General features: G+C 66.3%; 12 protein-coding genes. 7 read left to right on the forward strand and 5 right to left on the reverse strand.

Annotated features, from left to right (window positions below):
* Positions 1–2: 2 nt before the first annotated feature.
* The gene (ubiB, locus tag ACT53N_RS04870) at positions 3–1508 is read left to right on the forward strand and encodes a 2-polyprenylphenol 6-hydroxylase (RefSeq protein ID WP_476062841.1); all 1506 of its coding nucleotides are present in this window, start codon (positions 3–5) and stop codon (positions 1506–1508) included.
* 4 nt (positions 1509–1512) lie between these two features.
* Here the strand turns inward: ubiB and ACT53N_RS04875 are convergent, their stop codons facing one another.
* Positions 1513–1827 carry a DUF5076 domain-containing protein gene (locus tag ACT53N_RS04875; RefSeq protein ID WP_476062842.1) on the reverse strand — a complete coding sequence of 105 codons (315 nt, stop codon included), beginning with the start codon at positions 1825–1827 and terminating at the stop codon, positions 1513–1515.
* A gap of 40 nt (positions 1828–1867) precedes the next feature.
* Positions 1868–2428: a hypothetical protein gene (locus tag ACT53N_RS04880; protein ID WP_476062843.1), complete on the reverse strand. Its 561-nt coding sequence runs from the start codon at positions 2426–2428 to the stop codon at positions 1868–1870.
* A gap of 150 nt (positions 2429–2578) precedes the next feature.
* Here ACT53N_RS04880 and coaBC point away from each other — a divergent pair, with 150 nt between their 5' ends.
* Together coaBC and dut are read left to right on the forward strand one after the other, a co-directional pair.
* Positions 2579–3775, forward strand: a complete 1197-nt coding sequence (coaBC, locus tag ACT53N_RS04885; protein WP_476062844.1) for a bifunctional phosphopantothenoylcysteine decarboxylase/phosphopantothenate--cysteine ligase CoaBC — start codon at positions 2579–2581, stop codon at positions 3773–3775.
* A gap of 58 nt (positions 3776–3833) precedes the next feature.
* Positions 3834–4301, forward strand: coding sequence for a dUTP diphosphatase (gene dut / locus ACT53N_RS04890; protein WP_476062845.1), 468 nt, complete (start codon positions 3834–3836; stop codon positions 4299–4301).
* Here the strand turns inward: dut and ACT53N_RS04895 are convergent.
* A complete protein-coding gene (locus ACT53N_RS04895; RefSeq protein WP_476062846.1) occupies positions 4298–4438 on the reverse strand; it encodes a hypothetical protein in 141 nt (46 codons plus the stop codon). The two genes, dut and ACT53N_RS04895, sit on opposite strands and share 4 nt — an antisense overlap.
* 381 nt (positions 4439–4819) lie before the next feature.
* Between ACT53N_RS04895 and ACT53N_RS04900 the strand changes: the two genes are divergently transcribed.
* The 4 genes from ACT53N_RS04900 (at position 4820) to ACT53N_RS04915 (ending at position 10075) form a co-directional block, all read left to right on the forward strand.
* On the forward strand, positions 4820–6610 hold the full coding sequence (locus ACT53N_RS04900; RefSeq protein WP_476062847.1) for a methyl-accepting chemotaxis protein: 1791 nt from the start codon (positions 4820–4822) through the stop codon (positions 6608–6610).
* 112 nt (positions 6611–6722) lie between these two features.
* Complete coding sequence (locus ACT53N_RS04905) at positions 6723–7829, forward strand: HlyD family secretion protein (RefSeq protein WP_476063393.1); 1107 nt, start codon at positions 6723–6725, stop codon at positions 7827–7829.
* 16 nt (positions 7830–7845) lie between these two features.
* Positions 7846–9450: a DHA2 family efflux MFS transporter permease subunit gene (locus ACT53N_RS04910; protein ID WP_476062848.1), complete on the forward strand. Its 1605-nt coding sequence runs from the start codon at positions 7846–7848 to the stop codon at positions 9448–9450.
* 16 nt (positions 9451–9466) lie between these two features.
* Complete coding sequence (locus ACT53N_RS04915) at positions 9467–10075, forward strand: TetR/AcrR family transcriptional regulator (protein ID WP_476062849.1); 609 nt, start codon at positions 9467–9469, stop codon at positions 10073–10075.
* Between the two features lie 18 nt (positions 10076–10093).
* Here ACT53N_RS04915 and ACT53N_RS04920 read toward each other — a convergent pair whose 3' ends face one another.
* Both ACT53N_RS04920 and ACT53N_RS04925 read right to left on the reverse strand, forming a co-directional pair.
* Positions 10094–10909 (reverse strand): enoyl-ACP reductase FabI, encoded by an 816-nt coding sequence (locus ACT53N_RS04920; protein ID WP_096053013.1) that lies wholly within the window; start codon positions 10907–10909, stop codon positions 10094–10096.
* Between the two features lie 66 nt (positions 10910–10975).
* Complete coding sequence (locus ACT53N_RS04925) at positions 10976–12766, reverse strand: O-linked N-acetylglucosamine transferase, SPINDLY family protein (RefSeq protein WP_476062850.1); 1791 nt, start codon at positions 12764–12766, stop codon at positions 10976–10978.
* Position 12767: the final 1 nt, after the last annotated feature.

Below are 12767 nucleotides of genomic sequence, written 5' to 3' on the forward strand. Positions count from 1 at the left end.
TCGTGGCGACGCTTGAAGCCTTCTGGCGTCTGACTGGGGCGGGCTGGGCCCTGGTTCGGGCGGACGCCCTGATCCCCCGCGAACTAGAGCCGCTGCTCCCCACCGGCGCCAAGCTGGCGGGGCGCGTCTTACGCCTCTTCGCTGGCTCGGCGGCGCGTAAGGGACGCCCCGGAGAACGGCTGGCGGCGGTGTTGGAGCGACAGGGCCCGGCCGCGATCAAGATGGGCCAATTCCTGTCGACCCGGGCCGACATCTTTGGCGCGGCCTTCGCCGAGGACCTCTCGCGCCTCAAGGACCGACTGCCGGCTTTTCCGCTGAGCGTCGCCAAGGCCGAGATCGCCCGCAACCTCGGCAAGCCGCACGACGAGATCTTCGCCGAGATCGGCGAGCCCGTCGCCGCCGCTTCTCTGGCTCAGGCCCACCCCGCGGCGCTGATCGATGGCCGTAAGGTGGCGGTCAAGGTCCTGCGCCCCGGCGTCGAGCGACAGGTGGCCCGCGACAGCGCGGTTTTGCGTCTCGCAGCACGTCTCGCCGAAGCCCTCGCGCCCGCCTCGCGCCGCTTGCGTCCGACAGAGTTTGTCGAGGTCGTGATCCGCGCGCTCGACCTTGAGATGGACCTGCGCTTTGAGGCCGCCGGTTGCGCCGAACTGGGCGAGGCCATGGCCAAGGATCCCTACATGCGAGCCCCCGCCGTCTGCTGGGAAGGCGTGGGCAAGCGTGTCCTGACCCTGACATGGGCGGAAGGCGCGCCTCTCTCCGACCCCGCCGCACTGAATCTGCCAGGCCTGGACCGCAAGGCGCTGGCCGAGAACGTCACGCGAGGGTTCCTGGCCCAGGCCCTGGATCATGGGCTGTTCCACGCTGACCTTCACGAGGGCAACCTGTTCGTGGCCGCCCCATCGGCCATCACCGCCGTGGACTATGGCATTGTCGGCCGGCTCGGACCTGGCGAACGACGCTATCTGGCCGAGATCCTCTACGGCTTTCTCAATCGCGACTATGCGCGCGTGGCCAAGATCCATTTCGACGCTGGCTATGTGCCCGCCCACCAGGACATGGACGCCTTCGCCCAGGCCTTGCGAGCGGTCGGCGAACCGGTTTTCGGGCGCAATGCTCGCGAGGTGTCGATGGGTCGTCTTCTGGCCCAACTGTTCGAAATCACCGCTCTGTTCGACATGGCGCTGCGTCCCGAGCTGGTCTTGTTGCAGAAGACCATGGTCACGGTGGAGGGCGTCGCCCGCCGCATCGATCCGACTCACGACCTGTGGGCTGCTGCAGATCCCGTGGTGCGACGCTGGATCGGCCGCGAGCTTTCGCCCGCCGCCAAGGCGCGCGATTTCGCTGACGAGGCCTTGCGCGCCATCAGAGCGTTGGCCCGCCTGGCCGACGCGCCTCCGCCCGAGCCCGTGATCGCCGAGCGACCGCATACCTGGCCGCTGATCTGGTTCCTCGTTGGGGCGGCAACCGCAGGTGCGGCGTTCGTCACGGGCGTGCTGCTGGCCCGGTAGCCCTTCAGGCCAGCCCAACGGGCTTGTCTGCCGTTCGCTGCGCAGTCGGCATCATCGCCTCGATACTGAAGCTGCCGACGATCGCGTCATACAGCGCCGCCCGTGGACCCATACCCTCGGCGCAGAGCGCATCGGCGACATGGCCAGCCATGTCAGCGAGGATGACGCCCCAGGCTGTGGTCTCCATCACGACCCCTTGGTCGGCGTAGAGACCGCACTTCAGCGAGCAATGTAGCCCGCGCTCCGCGGTCCAGATCCGCGCCAGCTCGATGGCGTTCGGGTCGCGAAGCGCGGCGGACGGGACAATCCGTACATCCATCGTAATCTCTCCGAGACATCACAAACGATCGCGCGGCGCGCTAACCCTCAGCCTGATCCCGACCACGCGCCTTCGACGCAGACGTTCGGCGAGCTTCGCGGGCCTTCTGCTCGTCCCAATAGGCGCCGCCCTCATCGGGCTTGAACATCGTGCGCGGCGCGCCTTCGCGCGACACCACCGCAAAAATGTTTCCCTTCGGATCGTAGATCAAAAGGTCGCCATTCGCGCGCTTCAAGGTCTCCGCGCCTTTGGGCGGATCGCTGACGAAGGCGTGGGTCTTCGAGACATAGTCATCAACCGACTTTGCGGAAAAGGTGGCGCCGTTTCGCTCGAAGGATCGTTGGGCGTTCTCATCGGCCGAGCGCGTGCGGTTAGCGGCCCAGTACGGCTTGCCGGCGATCAACTTGACCGGCGCGTCTCGGGGATCATCCCGGCGGCTTTCCCCATTCACGCCGGCGACAGGGGCGGCCCCGGCGTCGGCCGAAGCGCGGTCGCCGCCGGTCGGGGCCTTGACCGCTGACGCGCCGCTGTCGCAGGCCGCTAGCGCCAACAGGAGGAGCATCGCCAGGGCGCCGGTCGATGCTTGATTGATAACCTTCATGATCGTAAATGCCCCATTGCTCTACCCATGCGTTTAATGAACGAAAGCGGAACGCGAGTCGAGTCTCTTTTTCCCGTCGCGATTGCCTCTGGCGCTTTGCGGCGCGGATGGGCATGTGCTGAACCGTTCGAGCAGAGCGCGGAGCGGAACGTGGGCGAGAAGCGGGTTCTTCTGATCGTCGGCGGCGGCGTGGCGGCCTACAAGGCGCTGCTGCTAACCCGACTTCTGCGCAAGGCCGGCGTCGCCGTACGGCCCATCCTGACGAAGGCCGGCGCCGAGTTTGTCACACCACTCTCTCTCGCGGCCCTGGCCGAGGACAAGGTTTATCAGGACCTGTTCTCGCTCACGGACGAACACGAGATGGGCCATATTGAACTGTCGCGGTCGGCCGATCTGGTGGTCGTCGCACCGGCCACCGCCGACCTGATCGCCAAGGCGGCGAACGGCCTGGCGGGCGATCTGGCCTCCACCACCCTGCTGGCGACCGACAAGCCTGTGCTGATGGCGCCCGCGATGAACGTGCGCATGTGGTTGCATCCCGCTACTCAGCGCAACATCGCAACGCTCAAGGCCGATGGCGTGACCTTCGTGGGACCTGCGGACGGCGCGATGGCGTGCGGCGAGTTCGGTCCCGGCCGTCTGGAAGAGCCCGAGGAAGTCTTCGCCGCTATCATGGCCGCGTTGGAGGGGCCCGCTGCTCGCCCGCTCCAAGGCAAGCGTGCGCTCGTCACCGCCGGCCCGACATTTGAGCCCATCGATCCGGTGCGCGGAATCACCAACCGCTCAAGCGGAAAGCAAGGCTTCGCGATCGCCGAGGCCTTGGCCAGGCTCGGCGCTGAGGTGACCCTCGTCGCGGGTCCCGTCGCCTTGCCGACGCCGCCCGGCGTCCGCAGGGTGGATGTCGAGACCGCCCGGCAGATGCTGGCCGCCAGCCAGGCCGCACTTCCTGCTGATGTCGGCGTGTTTGTCGCAGCCGTCGCCGATTGGCGAGTCGACGAAGCCTTCGGCAGCAAATTGAAGAAGGAGAAGGGCGGCCCTCCCGCCCTGACCTTCGTGGAAAACCCTGACATCCTGGCGACCCTGTCTGCGTCAGGCCCACACCGGCCACGACTGGTCGTCGGCTTCGCCGCCGAGACCGACCATGTCGAGGAACACGCCCGCGCCAAGCTCGCGCGCAAGGGCTGCGACTGGATCATCGCCAACGACGTGACAGAGCTCGGCGTCATGGGCGGCGGTGAGAACGCGGTGTTGCTGGTGACAAAATCTGGAACGGAACGCTGGGAGCGCGCCGCAAAGGATCGTGTCGCAGCTCAGATCGCTGCCCGGATCGCAGAGGTCCTGGCTTAGCCTTCAGGATAGGCGGCAAATCAGCTACAGCCGGGGCGACCCCTTCGAGGAGCCTCGCATGTCCGCCATTCCCGCTGGTCTCGCCATCCGCTTCAAGCGCTGGGAAGGCAATTCCGACCTGCCAGTCCCCGCCTACGCGACGGCCGGAGCGGCCGGTTTCGACCTGCGGGCCTCCGTGCCGGAAGACGCGCCGATCGTCCTGAAACCGGGCGCACGTTGCATGGCGCCCACCGGCTTTTCGGTGGCGATCCCCGACGGCTATGAAATGCAGGTGCGCCCACGGTCGGGGTTGGCGCTCAAGAACGGTTTGACGGTGGTCAATGCGCCGGGCACCGTAGACAGCGACTATCGCGGTCAGGTCTGCGTCTTGCTGATCAATCTGGGCGAGGAAGACTTCACCATCCGCCGGGGCGACCGCATCGCCCAGGGCGTCATCGCCGCCGCGCCGCAGTGGACTCTGGTCGAGGTCGACGACTTGGACGCCACCCAGCGGGGCGCCGGAGGCTTCGGGTCGACCGGGGTCTAGTTGATCAGCGGACGCATGGTCCGCAGGCCCAGCACCAAGTAGCCGCCAAAGCCCGCCACGAAAGCGACGGCGGCCATCCACAAGACCGGACGGAGCATGTCGAGCGGCGTTTGGCCGATCGGAGACGAAGACTTCACGAGAACCTCCTGCAGCCAATAGGCGAGATCGGCGGACACACGCCGGAGGAGATACGCGCTCCCGAACCCTTGGTTGCGATGGGGAGCGGCTTTTAATCTGTCGTGATTCCGACGCAAGTGGAAATTGTGGCGCGGTGTCGCAGGTCAGCGTACGCCGCCGCCCATAATCATCCGACTACGGATAGTATTCACTGAGTAGAGCATCGATTTTGGGAATTCTGCGTCAAATCGCCGCAAATTATTTATAATCAATACCTTACGGCAATTTTTGCTTCATCCGGCGGTGCGATGGAGCCGGGATACTAGGCCTCGATTGTTCCCTTGATGTTTGTTAACCTTAGCAATGCAACCTAAGCCCGACTTCGCGTCGGAGGCTTTCTCATGTCTAATCTCAAGGTTGCTCACAAACTGGTCTTGGCCTTCGCCATTCTGGTCGCGGCTGTCATCGCTGCGGGCGGCTTCGTCGGCGCGAGCCTCCTCTCGATCCAGACAGCGACCGCCGCGAACGAACGCAGTCACGCCAAGGTCAACACCCTGAACCAGACCCTGGCGGCTCTGGTCGAACAGCAGAACGCCGTACGGGGCTATGTCGCCAGCCTCGATCCTTCGTTCCTGGAGAAGCAGGACAAGCAGGTTCAAGCCTATCAGTCTGAGTACGCCAAGCTTCGCGACAACGCTGAGTCTGAGGCGCAGCTGGCCCGGTTGGACAAGCTGGCCGCCGCCGTCGCGGTGTTTCACGACGAGATGAAGCTACAGATCGCCCATGCAAAGGATCCCGCGACGCTGGAGATGGCGCGTCAGGAAATCCTCACCACAGGTCGACTTACCGCCACGCGGAAGGTCATGAAGGAAATCGACGAGATCGAGACTGCGGAGCTGGCGGCGAGACAGGTCAGCCAACAGCGCGCGTTCCAGAGCGGCCTGATGGTGCTGGTAGTCGGCGGCGCCCTGGCCGTTGGGATCGCCGGCCTGATGGGCTGGTTGCTCGCCAACAGCATCGCAGCGCCCGTTACGGCTATGACCGCCGCCATGCGCCGCCTCGCAGGTGGCGACAATAGCGTCGAAGTCCCTGCGGTCGGCCGCAAGGATGAAATCGGTGGGATGGCGGCCGCCGTGCTCACGTTCAAAGAAGCCGCGATCGAGAAGCAGCGTCTGGAAGGGGTCGCGGCCGAACAACGCGCCGAGGTCGAGCGAACCCGCGAGCTGACGGAGGCCGAGCGGCACAACAATGCGCGCGAGCAGACCATTGTCGTTGGGCGCGTGGGCGAAGGGCTGGAAGCCCTTGCGGCGGGCGACCTGACCTTCCGGCTACATGAGGCGTTTCCGGCCGCCTATCGGAAGCTGCAGGCCGATTTCAACGCGGCGATGGACCAGCTGAGCCAGACGATGGCGGTCATCAATGGCGCGGTGAGCGGGATCCAGGGAAGCTCGGGTGAAATCAGTCAGGCCGCCGACAACCTGGCGCGACGCACCGAACAACAGGCCGCCAGCCTTGAGGAGACGGCCGCCGCCCTGGACGAGATCACCGTCACGGTCCGAAAGACCGCCGAGGGCGCGGGTAGCGCCCGCCGAAACGTCGAGTCCGCTCGCCAGGACGCCGAGAAGGGCGGCGAGGTCGTGGAGCGCGCCGTGGCCGCCATGGGCCAGATCGAGGCCAGTTCCCATGAGATCGGGGCGATTATCGGCGTCATCGACGAAATCGCGTTCCAGACGAACCTTCTGGCCCTGAATGCGGGCGTCGAAGCCGCGCGTGCAGGCGACGCCGGAAAGGGGTTTGCGGTGGTCGCTCAGGAGGTGCGCGCCCTGGCTCAGCGCTCGGCTGAAGCCGCCAAGGAGATCAAGACTCTCATCTCGAACTCGACCAACCAAGTTAATGAAGGCGTCAGTCTGGTTGGCGAAACCGGGCAAGCTTTGCACCGCATCATCGCCGGCGTGCAGGATCTCAATCGCATTGTCGCGGAGATCGCCGCCTCGGCCAACGAGCAGGCCACGGGACTGCATCAGGTCAACACCGCCGTGAACCAGATGGATCAGGCCACCCAGCAAAACGCGGCCATGGTTGAGCAAAGCACGGCGGCCAGTCACGCCCTGTCGAACGAGGCTCGCCAATTGGGTCGCCTCGTCCAGAAATTCCGTCTCACGGAAGACGGCCGGGAGCGTCGCGCGGCCTGAGAGGAGAAATCTCTGTCGGGCGCGTTGATTTTTGGACGACTGCGTCCATTTATCCCTTGAACCGCGCGCCAGACCCTTCTATCCGGCGCGCTTGTTGTCTTTTGACAAGGGTCTGGGCATGGCGGCCGAGAAGAAGAAGCTGGTTCCCCTGATCGTGGGCGGCGTGACGCTGGTCGCGGTCCTGGTTGGCGGAACGCTCTGGTTTCTGGACAAGCAGCATTTCGAAAGCACCGACAACGCGTTCGTGCAGGCCGACACCGTGCAGGTGAGCCCGCAGGTGGCCGGCTATGTCGCTGAGGTTCTCGTCACCGACAATCAGCGCGTCGATCCGGGTCAGGTGCTGGCCAAGATCGACCCCTCCACCTTCCAGGCCAGAGTCGATCAGGCGGTCGCCAACGCCGCCGCCGCCGACGCCGCTGTCCGTTCGATTGACGACAAGAGCCGTCTCGAGCTGGCCGTGATCGCCCAGAAGGCCGCTGGCGTGACCAGCGCCCAGGCCGACGCCAGTCGGGCCAAGGCTGACTTCGACCGCTACAACGCCTTGGCAGGCCAGGGCTGGGTCTCGCAACAGAAGGTCCAGACCACGAAGGCTGCGGCCACCCAGACCGCCGCCGGGGTCGCCAGCGCTCAAGCCGCACTGGAGGCGGAAAAGCGCGCCGCACAATCGCTGGGCTCCGCCAAGGCCCAGGCCGTGGCCCAAGCCGCCGCGGCCCATGCCGCTGTCGAGCAAGCCAAGCTGGACCTTGAGCGCACTGTCATTCGCGCGCCGGTCGGCGGCGTGGTCGGCGCCCGCTCGGTTCGTCCAGGCCAGCTAGTCCAGCCGGGCGTCGCCCTGATGTCGGTGGTGCCGCTGGGCCAAGCCTATGTCGTGGCCAACTTCAAGGAAACCCAGGTCGCGCGCCTGCGGATCGGCCAGCCGGTCGAGATCAAGGCCGACGCGTTCGGCAAGCAGAAGATCGTCGGCAAGGTCGACAGCTTCGCCCCGGCGACGGGCCAGGAGTTCGCCCTCATTCCGGTCGAGAACGCTGTGGGCAACTTCACCAAGATCACCCAGCGCCTGCCGGTGAAGATCGCCGTCGACCGTAGCCAGCTCGGCGCGGCGCTGCGTCCTGGCCTCTCGGTCGAGATCAAGGTCGACGTCCGCGACCGCTCGGGCCTCTCATTCGCGGAAGCCGCGCAGATGACGCCGCAGATGGCCCGACAGGGCGCGGCCCGCTAGTCGGGGCCACACACCCATGGCCGACGCCGCCCTCCCCGCCGACGCGCTCGGCAAGACAGCATCCGCCAGCGCACCAACGGCGCCGGTCGACTGGACCAAGCTGTTCCTCGGCTTTGGCGCCATGGTCATTGGCCAGTTCATGGCCATCTTGGACATCCAGATCGTGGCGGCGTCTCTGCCCCAGATCCAGGCCGGGGTCGGCGCCAGCACCGACCAGGTCAGCTGGATTCAGACCGCCTATCTGATCCCCGAGGTCGTGATGATCCCGCTGTCGGGATACCTCTCGCGCCTCTGGGGCACGCAGAGGCTCTACCTGGCCTCCTGCGCCGGCTTCATCGTCATGAGCGTGCTGACGGGCCTGTCGACCTCGATCGACATGATGATCATAACCCGCGCCCTGCAGGGCTTCATCGGCGGCGCGATGATCCCGACGGTGTTCGCCACGGCGTTCACCGCTTTCCCCCCCGAGCGCCGGGTGACGGCCAGCGTGATCATGGGCTTGATCGTCACGCTGGCGCCGACCGTTGGTCCGACGCTGGGCGGCCACCTGACCGAATGGCTAAGCTGGCGGTGGCTGTTCTTCATCAACGTGCCGACGGGCCTGATCGTGCTGTTCGGCGTGGCGCGCTGGGGCGATTTCGACAAGGGTGACCCCAGCCTGGCAAAAGGCTTCGACTGGTTCGGACTGGCCGTGATGGCGGTCTTCCTGATGAGCATGCAGTACGTGCTGGAGGAAGGCGCCAAGGAGGACTGGTTCTCCGACAGCCTGATCCTGTGGCTGACGGTCGTGGCGGTGCTCGGCGGGATCTTGTTCGTCTGGCGGCAGATGACCTACCGCAACCCGATCGTTGAACTGCGCGCCTTCTCCAATCGTAACTTCACCGTCGGCGTGCTGATGACGGCGGTGTCGGGGGCCAGCCTGTTCGGCGGCACCTTCCTGCTGCCGCAGTTCCTGGGCCGGGTGCGGCACTACTCGGCGTCCGAAGTCGGTACGACCATGGTCATATCCGGCCTGTCGATGTTCCTGACAGGACCGATCGCCGGACGCCTCGTGCGCAAGACCGATCCGCGTATCCCGATGTGCATCGGCTTCCTGCTGGCCGGCTTTGGCATGTACATGGCTCACGGCGTGACAAAGGATTGGGGTTTCTGGGAGTTCGCCGGCGTTCAGGCTTGCCGCGGCGTCGGGGTCATGATCGCCATGATCGCCACCCAGCAGATCACGATGAGCACCCTGCCCCCGCACATGGTCAAGAACGCCTCCGGGCTGGTGAACCTGTCGCGCAACACCGGCGGCGCGATCGGCCTTGCGCTGCTCGCCACCTCGATCACGCAACAGACCGCGCTCTACTACGACGACATGACGTCCAAGGTGATCCAGGGCAGCCCCGCGGCCGGCATGATCGCCGGACTGACCGAGCGGATGATGCAGCTGGGCGTCGCAGATCCCGCCGGCGCCGCGCGCAAAGCCGTCAGCGGCATGATGCAACAGCAGGCTACCGTGATGGCTTTTGGCGACAGCTTCACCCTGCTGGCGATCGGCTGCTTCATCGCCGCTGCGGTGTCGTTGCTGGCGTCGCCGGTCAAGAACGCCCCGCCCCCGCCGTCCGACGCCCACTGACGCCCGGAGTTTCCAGATGCCCCGCATTCCCGGACAGATCGATGTCGCCAAGACCGAGGCCATCCTGGACGCGGCCGTCGAGGTGATGGGCGAGCGCGGTCTGGCCGCGCCCATGGCGGCGATCGCCCGCCATGCCGGGGTCTCCAAACAGACCGTGTACAACCACTATGGCTCGAAGGCCGAACTGATGCGGGCGCTGATGCAGCGGCGCGTCGAGAGCATCACCGCCTCGCTGCGCGAACCCGGCGCGGTCGACAATCCGACCGAGGCGCTCGAGGCCTATGCGCGCTCGGTTCTGGAGACGGTGATCACCACCAAGAGCTACTCGATGATGCGGGTGATCGTTCTGGGCTCGGGCGAAATGCCTGATATCGCCCAGGAAGTCTTCGAGGCCGGGCCGCTGAACGCGCGGCGGCAGCTAGCCGCGTTCCTGGAGACCGAGACGCGCCTGGGCCGGATGAAGGTGGAGGATTTCGACCAAGCGGCGGAGTTCTTCTCTGGCATGGTCATGGGCCACAGCCAGCTGCGGTCCCTGCTGCGCTTGCCATCCGACAAGAGCCAGGAACAGTTCGGCCGCCTCGCACGCGAAGCGGCCGAACGATTCATGCGGGCCTACGCGCCTTAGGCGCGCAGGCCTGAGGGCCTAAGCCTCCTCGGCGTCGGGCATGCCCATCATGTGGAAACCCGCGTCGACGTGGACGACTTCGCCTGTCGTCGATTTGCCAAGATCCGAAGCCAACCATAGAGCGCAACCGGCGACGCCTTCCATTGAGGTGTCTTCCTTCATCGCGCTGAACGCACGGCCTTGGGCGATCATGCCGCGACCACCGGCGATGCCCGCCAGGGCCAGGGTGCGCATGGCGCCGGCCGAGATGGCGTTACAGCGGATGCCCTTCGGGCCCAGATCACGGGCGATGTAGCGGGTCGACGCTTCCAGCGCGGCCTTGGCCACGCCCATGGTGTTGTAGTTCGGGATAGTCCGCTCCGACCCTAGATAGGTCATGGTGATCAGCGAACCGCCGTTCGGCATGATCTTGCTGGCGCGCTTGGCCACGTCCACGAAGCTGAAAGCCGAGATGTTCATGGCCAGCAGGAACCCCTCGCGGGTCGTGTTGTCGACGAACGAGCCCTTCAGCTCATTCTTGTTGGCGAAAGCAACCGAGTGGACCACGAAATCGATCGTCCCGAACGCCTTCTCGATCTCGGCGAAGGCCGCGTCCATCGAGGCGTCGTCGGTGACGTCGCACGGGATCATCGTCTTGACGCCGATGCTCTCGGCCAGCGGGCGCACGCGGCGCTCAAGTTCCTCGCCCTGGTAGGTGAAGGCCATCTCGGCGCCCTGGGCGGCCAGCTGGCTGGCGATGCCCCAGGCGATCGAGTTGTGGTTGGCCACGCCCATGACGAGGCCCTTCTTGCCCCGCATCAGCTCGCCCTTGGGGAACGCGTAATCGTCGGCCATGTGGTGGGCCCTCTTTCGCAAATCGTTGACCGCTGGTTAGCAGGCGCCGTCGCCCTGCGGAACCCTTCAGCGACGGACCAACGCGGTGTAGGCGGCTTCCAGAGACCGCGCGAAGGCGATGGGATCGAAGAGCGTCGAGCGCCGGACGGCCTCCGCCACACGGGACTTGAGGCTCTGATCGGCCGCCAGGGCCAGGGCCTTGGCGACATAGTCGGCCTTCGAAGCCGCGATAAGGTCGGTCATGCTGATGGCGGTCAGAAGACTGGCCCCAACCCGGCTGGCGAAACTCTCTCCCGGCAGGGTGAGAACCGGAACCCCCATGCGCAGCGCGTCGCTGGCGGTGGTGTGGGCTCCGTAGGGCCAGGTGTCGAGCACCAGGTCCGCCAGGGAGTGGCGGGCCAGATGCTGGTCGTGCGGCGCGGGATCGGCGAAAATCAGGCGATCCGGCCTCACGCCTGCGTCGCGCGCGTAGGCTCGAAGGTTATCCGCCGCGCCTGGCGCGCCGGCGTAGAGCCAAAGCACGCTGTCCGGCGCGGCGCGCAGGATCTGCATCCAGGTCGCGAACACCTCGGGCGTGATCTTCGCCGGATTGTTGAAGCAGCAGAAGACGCGCGCGCCCTCGGGCAAGCCGACCTCCCCGCGCCGAGGGGGCGGTATGGCCGGCGCCAGAGCGTCGTTAGGCTGGTAGTGCGGCAGCCGCACCACCGCCTCAGACCAATACGCCTCTGCGCCCGGCGGAATCGTCACGGCGTCCGCCAGGACCACATCGGCATGCGCGCCCAGCGTGCCAGGATAGCCCAGCCAGCTGATCTGAACGGGCGCTGCCCGGTGCGCTAGAATCCCTGGTCGACCGTCCTGGGTGTAGCCCTTGAGATCCACTGCGATATCAAGGCCCAGATCACGACACTTAAGAGCGATTTCAGCGTCGGACAGGCGGCGCGCCGCGATCCAGTGTTCACAGGCGGCGCGTAGCCGCGCTTGCATGGCTCCGCCCGTTTCTGGCCCGTAGGAGACCGCATAGATCTCGAACCTTGAGCGGTCGTGCGCCTCCAAAGTCCCCGCCAGAAGCCGCGCCGTCGCGTGCTCGTGCAAGTCGGAAGACAAGTAGCCGACCCGAATGCGATCACCCGGCGGTTTGACCGGCCATACCGGCGCCGCAATGTGCGGCGGCGCGGACAGCGCCGCGCAGCGGCGGTGGAGTACGGGAAGGTCGAACAGGGCCAGGGCCGCGAACGGCGCGACGCCCGGTCGCCCCAGCTTCAGGTCCGCCTTGACCAGCATGTCCAGCGCCGCGTCCTCCCGCCAGTCGCAGGTCTGGCGCCGGGCCCACATCAGGTCTCCGGCGACACGGGGATGACTGGGGTTCAAGTCGAGCACGGCCTCCAGGTCATGCGCTGCGTCGGCGGGCCGGTTGAGCAGGGTCAGCAGGGCGGCGCGATGTGCGCGATAGGTCGGTTCGCGGGGGGCCGCAGCGACAGCATGATCCATCGCCGCCAAGGCTTCGGCGAGTCCGCCCAGCCGCTGAAGCGAAGCCGCCAGAGCGTTAAACACCGGCGGATTGTCGGGATCGACCGCCAAGGCGGCGCGCGCCGCGACCACCGCCTCGCCGTCGCGCCGCAGAGAGGTCAGGGCCAAGGCTTTCGCCGATAGGAGACCGGGACGCGCAGGGTCCAAGATCAGCCCCGCATCCAGGGCTATCAGCGCGGCTTCAACCTGGCCCAACTCCAGCCTGCAAAGGCCGAGCAGATGCCAGGCCTCGACGCTCGGCGCGTCGGCGGCCAATTGCTCACAAAGGGCGGCCGCCTCGGCCCGTCGCCCGGCGCGATAGAGGTCGAAGGCCTCGCGGGCGCTGGTCAAC

The sequence above is a fragment of the Caulobacter sp. DMC95 genome (assembly GCF_056313785.1).